The 16,558-nt window shown below is 72.8% G+C and carries 11 protein-coding genes; 6 read left to right on the top strand and 5 right to left on the bottom strand.

Translation table 11 applies throughout. The annotated features are described in order from the left end of the window. Window positions 1-190 precede the first annotated feature (190 nt). From ABZ885_RS14425 to ABZ885_RS14415, 3 genes are all read left to right on the top strand, one after another. Window positions 191-1,282, top strand: coding sequence for a hypothetical protein (locus tag ABZ885_RS14425; protein WP_360187536.1), 1,092 nt, complete (start codon window positions 191-193; stop codon window positions 1,280-1,282). 29 nt (window positions 1,283-1,311) lie between these two features. Next, window positions 1,312-2,943, top strand: a complete 1,632-nt coding sequence (locus ABZ885_RS14420; protein ID WP_360187550.1) for a VWA domain-containing protein — start codon at window positions 1,312-1,314, stop codon at window positions 2,941-2,943. A gap of 325 nt (window positions 2,944-3,268) precedes the next feature. Next, window positions 3,269-3,511: a hypothetical protein gene (locus ABZ885_RS14415; RefSeq protein WP_360187535.1), complete on the top strand. Its 243-nt coding sequence runs from the start codon at window positions 3,269-3,271 to the stop codon at window positions 3,509-3,511. A 27-nt stretch (window positions 3,512-3,538) separates the two neighbouring features. Here the strand turns inward: ABZ885_RS14415 and ABZ885_RS14410 are convergent, their stop codons facing one another. After that, complete coding sequence (locus ABZ885_RS14410; RefSeq protein ID WP_360187533.1) at window positions 3,539-6,604, bottom strand: LuxR family transcriptional regulator; 3,066 nt, start codon at window positions 6,602-6,604, stop codon at window positions 3,539-3,541. 733 nt (window positions 6,605-7,337) lie between these two features. On the opposite strand from ABZ885_RS14410, the gene ABZ885_RS14405 reads away from it, so the two are divergent. From ABZ885_RS14405 to ABZ885_RS14395, 3 genes are all read left to right on the top strand, one after another. Next, complete coding sequence (locus tag ABZ885_RS14405; protein ID WP_360187548.1) at window positions 7,338-7,946, top strand: response regulator transcription factor; 609 nt, start codon at window positions 7,338-7,340, stop codon at window positions 7,944-7,946. Between the two features lie 222 nt (window positions 7,947-8,168). Further along, window positions 8,169-9,998 (top strand): 5'-nucleotidase C-terminal domain-containing protein, encoded by a 1,830-nt coding sequence (locus ABZ885_RS14400; protein WP_360187531.1) that lies wholly within the window; start codon window positions 8,169-8,171, stop codon window positions 9,996-9,998. Between the two features lie 80 nt (window positions 9,999-10,078). Then, window positions 10,079-10,603 (top strand): Uma2 family endonuclease, encoded by a 525-nt coding sequence (locus ABZ885_RS14395; protein ID WP_360187530.1) that lies wholly within the window; start codon window positions 10,079-10,081, stop codon window positions 10,601-10,603. Between the two features lie 60 nt (window positions 10,604-10,663). On the opposite strand, the gene ABZ885_RS14390 is transcribed toward ABZ885_RS14395, so the two are convergent. From ABZ885_RS14390 to ABZ885_RS14375, 4 genes are all read right to left on the bottom strand, one after another. Next, a complete protein-coding gene (locus ABZ885_RS14390) occupies window positions 10,664-12,121 on the bottom strand; it encodes an aldehyde dehydrogenase family protein (protein WP_360187527.1) in 1,458 nt (485 codons plus the stop codon). Between the two features lie 80 nt (window positions 12,122-12,201). Beyond that, window positions 12,202-13,068 carry a helix-turn-helix transcriptional regulator gene (locus ABZ885_RS14385; RefSeq protein ID WP_360187525.1) on the bottom strand — a complete coding sequence of 289 codons (867 nt, stop codon included), beginning with the start codon at window positions 13,066-13,068 and terminating at the stop codon, window positions 12,202-12,204. Window positions 13,069-13,435: 367 nt separating this feature from the next. Next, entirely contained in the window at window positions 13,436-14,896 is a 1,461-nt protein-coding gene (locus ABZ885_RS14380; RefSeq protein ID WP_360187523.1) for a glutamate synthase subunit beta, read from the bottom strand. Continuing rightward, on the bottom strand, window positions 14,889-16,558 hold a 1,670-nt coding region (locus tag ABZ885_RS14375; protein WP_360187521.1), incomplete at its 5' end, for a glutamate synthase-related protein. The genes ABZ885_RS14375 and ABZ885_RS14380, both read right to left, overlap by 8 nt.

Raw genomic sequence — 16,558 nt, 5'->3', positions numbered from 1 at the left:
AGTTGAACAATCTGACGCGGCCTCGGACCGGTGTGCGAGGGGCGGTCCGGGGGCCGTCCGCCGATGCGATTCCGTGAAGACGTGTTCACCCCTGGTTCACCGTCACTTCCGCTGCCGCTCCCGCCCCGGCGGGACGCTCGTCACCCGGGTGACCGCCCGGACACGGCGCGGCGAGGGGGAATCGTTCGGCATGAGGCGTGTGTTCGGGGTGCTGGTGGCAGTACTGCTGCTCGGCGGGGTGGCGTTCGCGCTCCTGCAGCCGGGGGGCGACGGCAAGGACAAGGGGCCGGTGACCGTCACCGTCAACGGGCTCATCGGGTCGGAGAAGCGCGAGTTCTTCGACGATCCGGCGGTGCGGGCCGAGTTGGCCGCGCAGGGCATGGCGGTGAAGGTGCAGAGCGCCGGTTCCTGGCAGATGGGCGACAACCTGGACGGGATGGACTTCGCGTTCCCGGCCAGCCAGCCGCCGGCCGACGCGATCCGTACGAAGAAGGGCATCACCGAGACGGCGATCCGCCCGTTCTACTCGCCGCTGGTGATCATGGCGCACGAGTCGACGGCGAGGGTGCTGGAGTCCAACGGGCTGGCGGGCCAGGACAAGGCGTCCAAGGTCTGGACGTTCCGGATGGCCGAGTACCTGAACGCGATCCGGACGGGCCGCAGGTGGGACCAGCTCAACGGCGACAAGCCCGGTGACCTGGCCGGGGACATCTTCCTCACCACCACCGACCCCACCACGTCCTCGTCCGGTGCGATGTACGTCTCGCTGCTCTCCTACCTGGAGAACGGCAACCAGCCGGTGGCGGACGCCGCGGGGGTGGAGCGGACGAAGGCGCTGCTGCACACGGCGATCACCAAGCAGGGTTCACTGAAGAAGTCCACCGACGAGCCGTTCGCGGACTTCCTCTCGAACGCCGGCGGTCCGCTGGTGCTCGCGTACGAGTCGCAGGCGGCCGAGCTGATCGTGAAGAAGAAGGCGCCGGAGGACCTGGTGGTGCTCTACCCGGACACCACGGTCTACTCCGACCACACCGTCGTCGGGCTCACCGAGAACGGGCGGAAGCTGGCCGGCCAGCTGAACGGCAACGCCAAGCTGCGGGAACTGGCGGCCAGTTACGGCTTCCGCCCGCAGGGGGACACCAACGCCTTCGGGGCGCAGCTGAAGAGTGCGAGCGGTTCCTTCACCCTCGCCCCGAACCTGGGTGCGGCGAAGGTGAAGCAGGCATCGACTCCGGTGCCCGAGGTCCTGCAGAAGTTGATCGACGGCGCGATGAGGGGTTGACCGGGGGGATGGGGAGCGGGATGCGGACGATGCGCGGGAGTGGTGTGCGGGGCCTGGCGGTGGGGCTGGCCCTGCTGGTGGCGACGGTGACGGCGTGCACGTCGTCGCCGGCGCCTGCGCCGCGGCAGGGTGACGCGCCGGCGCCGACGGCGCGGGCGGGGGTGCTGCGGGTCCTTGCTGGGAGTGAACTCCAGGACATGGCCCCGGTGTTGGAGGAGGCGCAGAAGGCGACCGGGGTGACGGTGCAGTTCGCCTGGACGGGTTCGCTGGACGGTGCGGATGCGGTGTCGTCGGGGCGGGCGGACGGCAAGTACGACGCGATCTGGTTCCCGTCGAACCAGTACCTGCACCTGGACGAGGGCAGCCGGTCGAAGTTGTTGTCGGAGACGCCGGTCATGGCGTCGCCGGTGGCCTTCGGCATCCGGTCCGGGGTGCTGGCGGATCTGGGGTGGGGTGACGGTTCGAAGGTGACCTGGGGGAACCTGGCGCAGGCGGCGTCGGGGGGCAGGCTGGCGTACGGGATGGCGGATCCGTCCCGGTCCAATTCGGGGTTCTCGGCGTTGGTGGCGGTGGCGTCGGCGTTCTCGGGGGCGAGTGCGGCGCTGTCCGACGCGGATGTGCAGAAGGCGACGCCGTCGTTGAAGCAGTTCTTCACCGGGCAGAAGCTGACGTCGGGTTCGTCGGGCTGGCTGGCGCAGGCGTACGCGCGGGCGGAGAAGGGCTCGGTGGGGGCGCTGGTGAACTACGAGTCGGTGCTGCTGTCGATGAACCGGACGCTGCCGCAGGACCAGCAGCTGACGGTCGTCCGGCCGACGGACGGTGTGGTGTCGGCGAACTATCCGCTGACGTTGCTGAGTTCGTCGGCGCAGCGGGAGCGGGACTCGTTCCAGCGGCTGACGTCGTACCTGTTGAAGGAGGACGTGCAGAAGCGGATCTCGGAGTTGACGCTGCGGCGTCCGGTGGTGCCGGGGGTGGCTCCGGCGGCGGGGTTGCCGACGGACCGGCGGCATGAGCTGCCGTTCCCGGGGACGCGGGCGGTGGCGGACGGGTTGCTGGCCTCGTACCAGAACGAGCTGCGGCGGCCGTCGCGGACGGTGTACGTGCTGGACACCTCGGGTTCGATGTCGGGGGGCCGGTTGTCGGCGTTGAAGACGGCGCTGGGCCGGCTGACGGGGGCGGAGGACACCCGGGGGGTGCGGCGGTTCCGCAACCGCGAGGAGGTGACGTTGATGTCGTTCGCGTCGAAGGTGAAGTCGACGAAGACGCACACGGTGCCGGCGGTGGAGGCGAAGCCGGAGCTGGATGCGATCAACTGGGATGTGCAGACGTTGTCGGCGGACGGCGGGACGGCGGTGTACAGCTCGTTGGAGGAGGCGTACCGGGTGATCGAGCGGCAGCAGTCGGCGGCCGGGGACGACCGGTTCACGTCGATCGTGCTGATGACGGACGGCGAGAGCAACGAGGGTGCGACGGACAAGGACTTCCGGGGTTTCTACAACGGGCTGTCGTCGTCGCAGAAGGCGGTGCCGGTGTTCCCGATCCTGTTCGGTGATGCGGCGAAGGGGCAGTTGCAGGGGATCGCGGACCTGACGGGCGGCAAGCTGTTCGACGGGACGGGGTCGCTGGACGGGGCGTTCGAGGAGATCCGTGGCTACCAGTAGCGGTGCCGGGCGGCAGGGCGGCGCTGGTCCGTCGTCCGGCTCGTCATCCGGTCCGTCATCCGGTCCGTCGTCCGGCCCGTCGTCCGGTCGTCCGTCGTCCGGCCCGTCGTTGGGCCGGCGCGCGTGGGCGTACCTGGAGTCGACGCGGAACCTGGTCGGCTGTGCGGCCGGCGCGGGTGGGCTGGGGTTGCACTTCGCGGGGTTCGGCGGTGCGTTGTGGCCGGGGATCGTGGCGGGGTTGTACGGGGCGGGGGTCTTGTTGTGGCCGGGGCGGCCGGGGACGCCGCCTCCGCCGCCGCCGGAGCCGTGGCCGGAGCTGGCGGAGTTGGCGGAGTACCTGCGGAGTGTGCCGCTGCCGGTGTCGGCGGGGTTGGACGGGTTGTTGGAGCGGCTGGCGGAGGTGGGCAGGCGGCCGGAGGCGGAGCTGATCGTGGGCGGGCGGCTGCCGGTGGCTGTCGACGGCTATCTGCGGGCGCGGACGTGGGAGCGCTGGCGGGCGGGTGCACCGGATCCGGGGGCCGGGCTGGCGGCGGAGGTGCGGTCGATGGCGGCGGCGCTGGCGGTGTGAGCGGTGGGCCGGGCGGCGTCCTGGGGGTCAGCTCTCCAGGACGCCGGCGAGTTCGGCCCGGCGGCGGACGCCGAGTTTGCGGAAGCTGTTGGTGAGGTGGGTTTCGACGGTCCGGAGGGCGAGGTGGAGGGTGGTGGCGATCTCGGCGTTGGAGTGGCCGGCGGCGGCCATCCGGCAGATGCGCAGTTCGCTGTCGGTGAGGGCTTCGGTTCCGGCGTGTTCGCCGCGGCCGGGGCGGGCGCCGGAGGCGTGCAGGGATTCCACGGCGACGGCGCGGAGCCGGACGGCGCCGAGGCGTTCGGCGCGGCCGGCGGCTTCGCGCAGGGCGCGGCGGGCGGCGCCGCGGCGGCCGCTGTCGGTGAGGAGCCGTCCGTAGGTGATGAGGGCGGGGATGAGTTCGGGCTCGATCTCGCCGTGGCGCAGGAGGGCGACGGATTCGGCGGCGAGGTCGAGGCCGTGGCGGCCGCCGGTGGCGGCGGCGAGGGCGCGCAGGGCGCGGCCGACGGTGCGGGGGGTGCCCCAGGTGCGGGCGAGCCGTAGTTCCTCCTCGGCGAGGGCGACGGCGGGGCCGGGTTCGCCGAGGAGGGTGTGGCAGTCGGCGGCGGCGGAGCGCCAGGGGGTGACGATGGGGCTGCGGACGTGGCGTTCGTCCTGCCGGCGTCCGCATTCGAGGAGGTCGGTGAGGGCGGCGGCGGGTTCGCCGGTGGCGAGCCGGAGCATGCCGCGGGCGTAGAGGTACTCGTTCCATTCCCAGGAGTCCTGGGCGCGGTCGGCGGCGATGGCGCGGGCGAGGCCGTGCGCCTGCCAGTAGCGGCCGGTTTCGGTGAGGGCGAGGACGGCCTGGGCGACGAGGTGGGCGTTCTGCTGGCCGAGCAGTCCGGCGTAGCGGGCGCGGGCGGCCTCGGTGCCGGGGGGTTCCGGGGTTCCGGTGGGGGTGCCGTCGTCGGGCGGGGTGCCGCACCACCAGGACCAGACCGACCGCTCGCTGCGGGTGGCCGGCTCGGCGCCGGTGCCAGTGCCAGTGCCGGTGCCGGTGCCGGTGCCGGTCCTGGTCCGGGTGCCGGGCCGGGTGCCGGGCCGGGTGCCGGGCCGGTGTGCGGGGTGCGGGCGGCCGGCGGGGGTGGGGGCGGTGAGGGCGAAGTCGTCGAGCAGTGCCTGGTATTCGCCGCGCATCATGCGGGTTTCGGCGCGGACGCTCAGCAGGCACTGGTAGCCGGGCTCCAGGGAGGGCCCCCGGTAGGCGGCCAGGCCGCGTTCGACGATCCGGTCGGCTTCGGGGAGCAGGTCGGCCCATTGGGCGAGGGTGGCGGCGGAGACGAGGACGTAGGAGCGGCTGAGCGGGTCGAGGGGGGCGTCGAGCAGTTCGCGGATGCGGCTGCCGACCTCGGTGGCGGAGAGGGTGCCGCTGGTCGAGTCGAACTCGGTGAGCAGCGCGTAGGCGGGGGGTGCGGGCCGTTGGGTGCTGCGGGCGGCGACGCGCTGGACGCCTTCGACGACCTGGAGCCAGCTGCGGCCGTCGTGGGCGGCGATGAGGGCGGCGGCGGCCTGGACGGCGTGGACGAGGTCGTCGCGGTCGGCGAAGCGTTCGGCGAGTTCCTCCATGAGTTCGAGGGCGGCCGGGGTGTCGCCGCGGGCGGCGAGCACGGCGCCGAGGGTGTTGGCGGTGCGGAAGACGCCTTCGTCGGACTGCTGGAGGTGGACGGCTTCGGCGAGGTGGCGGACGCCGGCGGTGCGTTCGTCCGGGCCGAGGGTGACCTCCAGGCTGCCGAGTTCGGTGAGGACGAGGCCGCGGCGGCGCTCGCCGAGCGGTTCGGCGAGGACGCGGCGGAGGAGGGTGACGGCGTCGGCGGGGCGGTCGGCGTCGGCGGCCTTGCGGGCGGCGCCGCGGAGGGTGTCGGCGGCCCAGCGGGGGCCGGGGGCGGGGGTGAGGAGGAGGTGCCCGGCGATGCGTTCGTCGGGTGCGCCGGCGCGGTGCAGGTATGCGGCGGCGGCGCGGTGGACGCGGGCGCGGTGGCCTGGTTCGTGTCCGGCGAGGACGGCGTCGGCGAGCAGCGGGTGGGTGAAGCGGGGCCAGCGGCCGGGGCCGGGGTCGTCGAGCAGGCCCTGGGCGGTGAGGTCGGCGAGCCAGGCGGTGAGCTGGTCGGGGTCGGCGTCGGCGAGTTCGGCGAGCATGGGGGCGGGGTCGCCGGAGGCGGGCAGGGGTGCGGTGCGGGCGGCGGGGTGTTCCTGCATCCGGGCGAGGACGCGGGCGGCGGCGGGGGCGCGGTCGCCGCCGCCGCGCAGCCAGTCCTCGACGGCTTCGGGGAAGGCCGCGCCGGGCAGCCGGGTGCAGCGGTCGGGCAGCTCGGGGAGGGCGGGCGCGTCGGGGTGCCGGCGCAGGTCGGTGAGGAGGGCGGTGAGCAGCGCGGGGTTGCCGCCGGTGGCGCGGACGCAGTCGGCGGCCAGGGCGGCCGGGGTGCCGGGGCCGAGGTGGTGGGCGGCGAGGCGGGTGGCGGCGGGGGTGTCGAGCGGGCCGAGGCGGGTGCTCTCGGCGAGTCCGGGCGGCAGGCCGCGGGCGAAGCGGTCGGGCGGGGTGCCGAGGGCGGCCTGGCGGTGCTCGGTGGCGAGGAGGAGGACGGGCAGCCGGTCGATGCGGCGGGCGACCTGGCGCAGCCACTCGCGGGTGGGCCGGTCGGCGTGGTGGATGTCGTCGACGGCGAGCAGGACGGGGTTGTGGGCGGCGTGCAGGCGCAGCAGGGCCCAGAGGTCTTCGCCGGGCCCGGCGGGTGCGGGGTGGCGGTCGGTGCGGGTGGTGTCGGGGCCGGTCTCGAAGAGCTGGCGGGCAGCTGCGTAAGGGGTGCGGGTCTCGTCGGCGGCGCAGCGGGCGCGGAGGACGGTGGTGCCGTCGGCGGCGGCGCGGTGGGCGGCTTCGGCGAGCAGGGTGCTGCGGCCGGTGCCGGCGGCGCCGGTGAGCAGCAGGACGCCGCCGGTGCCGGCGCGGGCGCGGTCGGTGAGGGTGGCGATGCGGCGCAGCTGGGGGTCGCGGGCGGTGAGGTGGGCGGGGGCGGGTGCGGGTGCGGTGGGCTGTGGTCCGCGGGTCCTCACGGTGCTCATCTGCTGTCCCCTCCCCGAGGTTCCCTTCCGGCGCGGCCGGGCGGGCACGTCCGGCCGTCGTACGGGGAAAACGCCTTGACGCCGGGTCGGCGCCCGGGTCGGCGGGTGTGATCCTCGTCGCATCCGCCGGGGCCGGCGGGGTGGCCGGCGCCGGGCGGCGGGTTTCCCCCGGTCCGGCGCGTTCCCCCTGTGCCGGGCCGGTGGGCCGTCCTGGTGCCGGGCGGCGTGAACGGGGCCGGGTGGCCCGGACGGCTTGCACGGCACCCTACCTCCGGGCCGGTGCCGGGGCGTGGCACGGCGGCGGCGCGTCGGCGCCGGGGGCACGGCACGGCGGCGGCGTGCCGGGGCCGGGCGGCGTGGCACGGCAGCTGCGTGCCGGTGCCGCGGCCGCGGTGCGATCTCGTGGTGGACCACGATGGCCGCGGCGGGTCCGGACGGGAAGCATGGGGTGCACCGGGGGGCACGGTCGCCCCGGCTGTTCCACCGCAGGGCTCCCGTCCGCCGAGTTCGTGCCCGCCCTCCCCGGCGCGGCGTGCCGGCCGTCCGGGCGGCGGCCGGGAGGACTTCCAGGAGGGGGCCAGATGTGACTGTTCTGCACACCGATCACGACCGCCGCGGGGTGCCCCGCAGGCTGCCTGCAGCGGGGCTGCCGCGTACCGTGCCGGCCCAGCGCCCGGCGCCCGGCCGGCGCGCGGTTCCGTCCGCCGCCGCGGCCGGTGACGGCCGGACCGCCGTGGTGGTGCGGGCCGCGGATCCGATCTCGCGGGCGGGTGCGGAGGCGCAGCTGCGCCGCCATCCGGCGCTGGAGCTGGTGGCGGAGGATGCGGCGGCGCCGGGTGTCGTCACCGTGCTGCTGGCCGAGTCGGCGGACGCCTCGGTGGTGGCGGCGCTGCGCCGGCTGGTGCGCGGCGGGGACCAGCGGGTGGTGCTGGTGGTCGAGCGGATGCGCGAGACCGAGCTGTTGGAGGCGGTGGAGTGCGGGGTGGCCGCGATCCTGTGGCGCCGGGAGGCGACGGCCGAGCGGCTGGGCCGGGCGGTGCTGGCCGCGGCGCGCGGGGAGGGTGACCTGCCGGCGGACCTGCTGGGCCGGCTGATCACGCAGGTGGGCCGGTTGCAGCGGAGTGTCCAGGGGCAGCCGGGACACTCGCCGTCGGGCCTGTCGGAGCGGGAGTCGGACGTGCTGCGGCTGGTGGCCGAGGGGTTCGACACCGGGGAGATCGCGGCCCGGCTGTCGTACTCGGAGCGGACGGTGAAGAACGTGCTGCACGGCCTGACGACCCGGCTGCAGCTGCGCAACCGGGCACATGCGGTGGCCCACGCGGTGCGCGAGGGGTACATCTAGGGGCTGTTCCGGAGCCGCCGGGCGGGTGCTGCGAGTGCGCAGCACCCGCCCGGCGGTGTCACGAACGAGTCGCCAAGATCTCACCTGTTGGAAAGGTCCGGGGGCTATCAATCCGCGAGGTGGCGCGGCACACTTCTACGCGCGTACCTCTACGCGCGTCACCAGCAGCTCGTCGACGCATCGTTGACGTTCCGTCCGCAGTCCCACCCGGGAGAGTCGTCCATGCCCCTGAACCGCCGTGACTTCGTCACCCGGTCCGCCGCCACCGCCGCCGGCGCCGCCCTCGCGGGTGGCGCCACGTTCGCCGCCGCCTCCCCCGCCGCGGCGGCGGGCCCGGACGACCTCAGCGCGAAGGGCAAGCCGGCCAAGAAGCAGGCCTTCACCGTCATGGGCACCACCGACCTGCACGGCCGGGTGCTCAACTGGGACTACTTCACCGACGCGGTGTACGCGGACAAGGCGCACAACGAGGTCGGCCTCGCCAAGATCTCCAGCCTGGCCAAGCAGGTCCGGGAGGAGAAGGGCTGGGACCGCTGCCTGCTGATCGACGCCGGCGACATCATCCAGGGCACCCAGCTGACATACTACTTCGCCCGGGTGGAGCCGGTCGCGACCGACGCGGACACCGCCCCGGAGCACCCGATGGCGCTCGCCATGAACCTCATGGAGTACGACGCGGCGGCGATCGGCAACCACGAGTTCAACTACGGCATCCCCACCCTGCGCGCCTTCGAGGAGCAGCTGGACTTCCCGCTGCTGGCGGCCAACGCGCTGCACGCGAAGGACGAGAAGCCGGCCTTCAAGCCGTACGTGATCAAGGAGCTGCACCTGGGCGGCGGCCGGCCGCTGAAGGTGGGCATCCTGGGGCTGACCAACCCGGGCATCGCGATCTGGGACAAGGCCAACGTCGCCGGGAAGATGGTCTTCCCCGGCATCGTCGAGATGGCGAAGAAGTACGTGCCCCGGATGAAGGCGGCGGGCGCGGACATCGTCGTGGTGTCGGCGCACTCCGGCATCGACGAGGCGACCACGTACGGCGACCAGCTGCCGTGGCCCGAGGACGCCTCGGGCGAGATGGCCGAGACCGTGCCGGACATCGACGCGGTGCTGGTGGGCCACACCCACAAGGAGGTGGCGCAGCGGCTGATCGTCAACAAGCAGACCGGCAAGACGGTGGTCCTCTCCGAGCCGCTCTGCTGGGGCCAGCGGCTGACCTGCTTCGACTTCGAGGTGGAGTTCGACAAGGGCGTCTGGAAGCTGGTCTCGCTCTCCTCCCGCGTGCTGAACTCCAACACGGTGCCGGAGGACCCGGAGATCGCGAACGCGCTGGCGGACCAGCACAAGAAGGTCGTGGCCTACGTCAACCAGGTGATCGGCACCTGCAAGGCCGAGCTGTCGATCTCCGACGCCCGGTTCAAGGACACCCCGATCATCGACCTGATCGGACGGGTCCAGGCGGACACGGTGAAGGCCGCGCTGGCCGGCGGCCAGTACGCGAAGCTGCCGGTGCTGGCGCAGGCCGCGCCGTTCAACCGCACGGCCGTGATCCCGGCCGGGCAGGTGAAGCTGCGGGACGCGGCCGGGCTGTACATCTACGAGAACACGCTGGAGGCGCGGATCCTGACCGGCGCCCAGATCAAGGACTACCTGGAGTACTCGGCGAAGTACTTCGCCCAGCTCGCCCCCGGTGCCCCGGTCGACCCGGACACGCTGACCAACCAGCAGGCCACGCCGGACTACAACTACGACTCGGTGTACGGCGTCTCGTACGACATCGACATCACGCAGCCGGTCGGCTCGCGGATCGTCAACCTGTCGTTCGACGGCAAGCCGGTCGACCCGGCGGCCGAGTTCGTGCTCGCCGTCAACAACTACCGGGCCAACGGCGGCGGCAACTTCCCGCACGTGGCCAAGGCCAAGATGGTCTGGTCGAACTCGGACGAGATCCGCAACACGATGATCGCCTGGGTGAAGGCCAAGGGCGTCATCGACCCGGCCGACTTCGCCGCCGTGTCCTGGCGCCTGGTCCGCGCCGGCCAGCCGGTCTTCTGACCCTCCCGCCGGAAGCCCGGGCCCCTCACGGCGGCCCGGGCTTCCGGCTCTCACCGCGGGCACGGTGAGAGGATGGCGGCATGAGCGAGTTCCAGGTTCCCGAACGGCATGCCCGGCTCCTGGCCTACGCGCAGAGCCTGAACCCGCCCTCGGGCTGGAAGGTCGAGGTGTCCGGCGACGAGATCATCATGACGGCCGGCCCGTCGGTGATCCATCAGCGCAACCTGCAGATCGTCCGCGAGCAGTTCGACGCCCACCGCCCGGCCGGGCTGATGCCCAGCGAGAACACCGATCTGGCGTCACCGAACACCGGCAAGCTACGCAACCCGGACCTCACCTACATCCCCGTGTCCACGGTCGAGCTCGTCTCCCCGTCCAACCCGGAGAACGACCTTGTCGGCAAGGTCCGCGACTACCCGCTGATGCACATCCCGCTGTACCTGGTGATCGATCCGCGCGAGGGCGCGCTCACCCTCCACTCCGAACCGGACGGCGGCACGTACCACCAGCGGTGGACCGGGAAGTTCGGCGACCTGGTTCCGGTCCCGGCGCCGTTCGGCTTCGAGCTCGCCACCGGCGAGCTGATCCGCTACCCCGCGGCCTGACGCCCGTTCGCTCCCCACCCCGGGCCCCGGGGAGCGAACGCGCGTCGGCTCCGCGCGGGGTCAGAACGGGAAGCGGCTGCGGCCGTGCTGGACGGAGATCCACTTCACCGTGGTGAAGGCGTCCACCGTGGACTCGCCGTTCAGCCGGCCGACGCCCGAGTTCTTCTCGCCGCCGAAGGGCACGAGCGGCTCGTCCGCGATGGTGCCGTCGTTGACGTGGATCATGCCGGTCTCGATCCGGTGCGCGATCCGCACCCCGCGCTCGACGTCCGCGGTGTGCACGGCGCCGCTGAGGCCGAAGGGCGTGTCGTTGGCGATCCTGACGGCCTCGTCCTCGCCGTCGAAGGGCACCACCATCACGACCGGGCCGAAGAGTTCGCGCTGCAGGATGGGCGCGTCCGCCGGGAGGCCGGCGAGCACGACCGGGTCCATCAGGCTGCCGTTGGTCTCGCCGCGCAGCAGCGCGCGGGCGCCGGCGGCGATCGCCTGGTCGACCTGGGCGGTGATGACGTCGGCCTGGACGGTGTTGATCAGCGGGCCGATGTGGGTGGCCGGGTCCTTGGGGTCGCCGACCCGCAGCGAGGCGACCTTGGCGACGAACTTCTCGGTGAACTCGGCCTCGACGCTGCGGTCCACCAGCACCCGGTTGGCGGCCATGCAGACCTGGCCCTGGTGCGCGAAGCGGCTGAACACCGCGGCGTCCACCGCGTAGTCGAGGTCCGCGTCGTCCAGCACGATCAGCGCGCTGTTGCCGCCGAGTTCGAGTACGGTCCGCTTGAAGTGCGAGGCGGCGACGGTGGCGACGTGCCGGCCGATCCTGTCGGAGCCGGTGAAGGAGATCACCTTCGGCACCGGGTGCTCGATGAAGGCGTCGCCGATCTCGGCGATGTCGGTGACGACGACGTTGAGCAGGCCGGCCGGCAGGCCCGCCTCCTCGAAGATCTTCGCGATCAGGGTGCCGCCGACCACCGGGGTCTCCTGGTGCGGCTTGAGCACCACGCCGTTGCCGAGCGCCAGCGCCGGGGCGACCGCCTTCAGTGCCAGGAACAACGGGAAGTTGAACGGGCTGATCACGCCGACCACGCCGACCGGCAGGCGGTAGAGGCGGTTCTCCTTGCCCTCCACGGGCGAGGGCAGCAGCCGGCCCTCGGCCCGCAGCGACAGCTGCATCGACTCCCGCAGCATGTCCTTGGTGAGGGCGAGTTCGAACCCGGCCTTGAGCGCGGTGCCGCCCAGCTCGGCCGTGATCGCCGCGGTGATCTCCGGCTCGCGCTCCTCCACGATCCGCAGCGCCCGCTCGAAGACCAGCCGGCGCGTGTACGGGTTGGTGGCGGCCCACTCCTTCTGCGCCCGCTCGGCCGCCCGGTAGGCCCGGTCGACCTCCTCGACGGTGGCGACGGTGATGGTGGCGAGCTTGTCGCCGGTGTAGGGGTCGACGTCGACGATGTCCCAGGAGCCGCTGCCGGCCCGCCACTCTCCGTCGATGTACTGCAGCGCCAGCTCGGAAAGGTACGACATCTGATCCCTCTCATGCCGATTCGGGAGGGCCCTGGAGCCGTCCTCGATCAGATCTGATCGGGCCTCATCGTACTGACGGCTCACAGCTCTTGGCGTACGGAGCGTAGAAGTTCCCTCGCCCGCTCGGGGCTGAGCGAGTCCGCGGCCAGGTCGTCCATCGCACTCGCGTACGAGGCCACCTCGGCGGGCTTGTCGAGGTACAGCGCGGTGGTGAACTGCTCCAGGTAGACGACGTCGGCGAGCTCCGGCTCGGCGAAGCCCAGTACCGTGAACGCGCCGCCCTCGGCCCGCAGCCCTCCAAAACCGAGCGGCATCACCTGGAGCACCACGTTGGGCAGGTCGGTCAGCTCCAGCAGCCGGTCGATCTGCGCCCGCATCAGCTCCGGCCCGCCCCACGGGCGGCGCAGCGCGGCCTCGTCCAGCACCGCGAGCAGCCGCGGAGCGCGCTCGGCGGTGAGCACCTGCTGGCGCTTCAGCCGGACCTCGACCCGCCGCTCGACCTCCTCGGTCTCCGTGACGTGCCCGCCGTGCGTGATGACGGCCCGCGCGTAGTCGGCGGTCTGCAGCAGCCCGTGGACGAACTGGACCTCGTAGCTGCGGATGTCGTCGGCGGCCTCCTCCAGGCCGAGGAAGGTCTGGAACCAGCCGGGCAGCACGTCACCGTACGCGTGCCACCAGGACGTCGCGTTGGCGTCGCGGACCAGGCCGAGCACCGAGGCGCGCTCCTGCTCGGCCTCGACGCCGTACAGGGTGAGCAGGTCGGCGACGTCGCGCTCCTTGAAGCCGACCCGGCCGAGCTCCATGCGGCTGATCTTGGACTCGGAGGCGCGGATCGAGTAGCCGGCCTCCTCCCGGCTGACGCCGCGGGCCTCGCGCAGCCTGCGCAGCTGCGATCCCAGCAGCAGGCGCCGCACGGTGGCACCGCCGCCCGCCTGAGTCATGCTCATCCGTCAACCTCCGCACCTCGCGCAGCCCCCCGGCCGTCGGCCGCAGTCTGCCACTTGGCACCGACAAACAACAGTCCGTCAGCGCATGCGTTCCAGCCGTAGCGGGCCGGGTACCGCGGGTGGGGCCGGGGCGCGGGAGCAGGGTGGGCGGCCGGGCTCCTGCCGCACGGCCGGGCGGCCGCCACGGGCCCGGGAACACGAAGAGGCGCCCGCCCTCCACTGGTCGGGGAGAGGGCAGGCGCCATGGCACCGTGCAGGCCCGGCGACGCTGGCGGGGGCAGCGGCTCGAACTCCCGGTGATGCGGCACCGGGCGATCGGGGGTCCGGACCCGCCGGCGGTGGGGCCGCCGGCGGGCTCGGGCGTACGTCAGACCACCAGGGGGCGGTCCGTCGGACGGATCGGGGCGGGCAGCGGGGTCTTGCCACCCAGGTACTTGTCCACCGCGGCGGCGGCCGAACGGCCCTCCGCGATGGCCCAGACGATGAGCGACTGGCCTCGGCCGGCGTCACCGCAGACGTAGACGCCATCGACGTTGGTGGCGAACTTTCCGTCACGGGCAACATTACCCCGTGCGTCGAGCTCGACGCCCAGCTGCTCGACCAGGCCGTTCTTCACGTCCGTCCCGGTGAAGCCCATGGCCAGGGTGACCAGCTGCGCCGGGATGGCCCGCTCGGTGCCGGGCACCGGCTCGAACTTCCCGTCCTTGAACTCGACCTCGACGAGGTGCAGCTCCTGGACGTTGCCGTCCTCGTCGCCGGTGAAGCGGGTGGTGTTGACGGAGTAGACCCTCTCGCCGCCCTCCTCGTGCGCCGAGGTGACCTTGTAGGTCATCGGCATGGTCGGCCAGGGCTGGTGGCCGGGGCGCTCGTCGCCCGGCCGGGGCATGATCTCCAGCTGGGTGACCGAGGCCGCCCCCTGGCGCAGCGCGGTGCCGAGGCAGTCGGCGCCGGTGTCGCCGCCGCCGATGACGATGACGTGCTTGCCCTTGGCGCTGATCGGCGGCTCGACGAAGTCGCCCTCCTGCACCTTGTTGGCCAGCGGCAGGTACTCCATGGCCTGGTGGATGCCCTTGAGCTCGCGCCCGGGCACCGGCAGGTCGCGGGCGGTGGTGGCGCCGGCGGCGACGACCACCGCGTCGAAGCGCTCGCGCAGCTGCTGCCCGGTGATGTCCTCGCCCACGTGGACGCCGGTGCGGAACCGGGTGCCCTCCGCGCGCATCTGCTCGATGCGGCGGTTGATGTGGCGCTTCTCCATCTTGAACTCGGGGATGCCGTAGCGCAGCAGGCCGCCGACGCGGTCGGCGCGCTCGTACACCACGACGGTGTGCCCGGCGCGGGTGAGCTGCTGGGCGACGGCCAGGCCGGCCGGGCCGGAGCCGACGACGGCCACGGTCTTGCCGGACAGGCGCTCGGGGATCTGCGGCGTGACGCCGCCGCGGTCCCAGGCCTTGTCGATGATGGTGACCTCGACGTTCTTGATGGTCACCGCGTCCTGGTTGATCCCGAGCACGCAGGCCGACTCGCAGGGAGCCGGGCAGAGGCGGCCGGTGAACTCCGGGAAGTTGTTGGTCGCGTGCAGGCGCTCGATGGCGCCGGACCAGTCGTCCCGGTAGGCCAGGTCGTTCCACTCGGGGATGAGGTTCCCGAGCGGGCAGCCGTTGTGGCAGAACGGGATGCCGCAGTCCATGCAGCGGCCGGCCTGCTTGGTGATGACCGGCAGCAGGCTGCGCTCGACGTAGACCTCGTTCCAGTCCCGCAGACGGACGTCCACGGGCCGGCGCTCGGCCAGCTGCTTGCCGGTGGTCAGGAAGCCCTTGGGGTCAGCCACGTGCCGCCTCCATCATCTTGCGAGTGGTCTCGGCCTCGGAGAGGCCATCGCGCTCAGCGGCGTCCTTGGCGGCGAGCACTGCCTTGTAGTCGGTCGGCATGATCTTGGAGAAGCGGGAGACCCCGCTGCCCCAGTCGGCCAGGAGCTCGGCGGCGACGGTCGAGCCGGTCTCCTCGTAGTGCTGCTGCACGGTCTCGCGCAGCCAGTCCCGGTCGTCGGCGGTCGGGGCCTCGATGCCCACCATGCCGTCGTTCACGTTGGCGGGGCGCAGGTCCAGCACGTAGGCGATGCCGCCGGACATGCCCGCCGCCAGGTTGCGGCCGGTCTCGCCGAGGACGACGACGCGGCCGCCGGTCATGTACTCGAGGCCGTGGTCGCCCACGCCCTCGACCACCAGGGTCGCACCGGAGTTGCGGACGGCGAAGCGCTCGCCGGCCTTGCCGCGCAGGTGGATCCGGCCGCTGGTGGCGCCGTAGCCGATGGTGTTGCCGGCGATGACGTGGTTCTGCGCGTCGTTGCCGATGGCGGCGGCGTCGCGGGCCGGGCGGACGATCACCACGCCGCCGGAGAGGCCCTTGCCGACGTAGTCGTTGGCGTCGCCCTCCAGCCGCAGGGTGACGCCCTTCGGCACGAAGGCGCCGAACGACTGGCCGGCCGAGCCGGTGAAGGTGACGTCGATGGTGCCCTCGGGCAGGCCCTCGCCGCGGTACCGCTTGGTCACCTCGTGGCCGAGCATGGTGCCGACCGTGCGGTTGACGTTGCGGATCGGCAGCTGGATCCGGACGGCGTCGCCGCGCTGCAGGGCGTCCTGGGCGAGGTCGATCAGCTGGTTGTCCAGGGCCTTGTCGAGCGCGTGGTCCTGCGTGGTGGTGCAGTGCAGCGAGGCGCCCTCGGGCAGCTCGGGGACGTGGAAGAGCGGGGCCAGGTCGAGCCCGACGGCCTTCCAGTGGTCGATCGCGGCCTGCGCGTTGATGTGCTCGGCGTGGCCGACGGCCTCCTCGATCGAGCGGAAGCCCAGCGAGGCCAGGATCTCCCGGACCTCCTCGGCGATGAACTCGAAGAAGTTGACCACGAACTCGGGCTTGCCGGAGAAGCGGTCGCGCAGTACCGGGTTCTGGGTGGCGACGCCGACCGGGCAGGTGTCCAGGTGGCAGACGCGCATCATGATGCAGCCGGAGACCACCAGCGGGGCGGTGGCGAAGCCGAACTCCTCGGCGCCCAGCAGGGCGGCGATGACGACGTCCCGGCCGGTCTTCAGCTGGCCGTCGGTCTGCACCACGATGCGGTCGCGCAGGCCGTTGAGCAGCAGGGTCTGCTGGGTCTCGGCGAGGCCGAGCTCCCAGGGGCCGCCGGCGTGCTTGAGCGAGGTCAGCGGCGAGGCGCCGGTGCCGCCGTCGTGGCCGGACACGAGCACCACGTCGGCGTGCGCCTTGGAGACGCCGGCCGCGACCGTGCCGACACCGACCTCGGAGACCAGCTTCACGTGGATGCGGGCCGCCGGGTTGGCGTTCTTGAGGTCGTGGATCAGCTGCGCCAGGTCCTCGATGGAGTAGATGTCGTGGTGCGGCGGCGGGGAGATCAGGCCGACACCCGGGGTGGAGTGCCGGGAAGGCCCATCGCCTATCCAGTGCTCTACCTCCGGCAAGAAACACGTGACGCTGC

The sequence above is a fragment of the Kitasatospora sp. NPDC047058 genome (genome assembly GCF_040643935.1).
Taxonomy (GTDB): Bacteria; Actinomycetota; Actinomycetes; order Streptomycetales; family Streptomycetaceae; genus Kitasatospora.
Note: the sequence above shows the minus strand (reverse complement) of the source record. Positions and strands in the feature narration are given on the sequence as shown.

What these genes read in the sequence shown, in the direction of transcription:
- ABZ885_RS14425 (WP_360187536.1), top strand. Translation starts at nt 191, where the DNA reads ATGAGGCGTGTGTTCGGGGTGCTGGTGGCAGTACTGCTGCTCGGCGGG.
- ABZ885_RS14420 (WP_360187550.1), top strand. Translation starts at nt 1,312, where the DNA reads ATGCGCGGGAGTGGTGTGCGGGGCCTGGCGGTGGGGCTGGCCCTGCTG.
- ABZ885_RS14410 (WP_360187533.1), bottom strand. Translation starts at nt 6,604, where the DNA reads ATGAGCACCGTGAGGACCCGCGGACCACAGCCCACCGCACCCGCACCC.
- ABZ885_RS14400 (WP_360187531.1), top strand. Translation starts at nt 8,169, where the DNA reads ATGCCCCTGAACCGCCGTGACTTCGTCACCCGGTCCGCCGCCACCGCC.
- ABZ885_RS14395 (WP_360187530.1), top strand. Translation starts at nt 10,079, where the DNA reads ATGAGCGAGTTCCAGGTTCCCGAACGGCATGCCCGGCTCCTGGCCTAC.
- ABZ885_RS14390 (WP_360187527.1), bottom strand. Translation starts at nt 12,121, where the DNA reads ATGTCGTACCTTTCCGAGCTGGCGCTGCAGTACATCGACGGAGAGTGG.
- ABZ885_RS14385 (WP_360187525.1), bottom strand. Translation starts at nt 13,068, where the DNA reads ATGAGCATGACTCAGGCGGGCGGCGGTGCCACCGTGCGGCGCCTGCTG.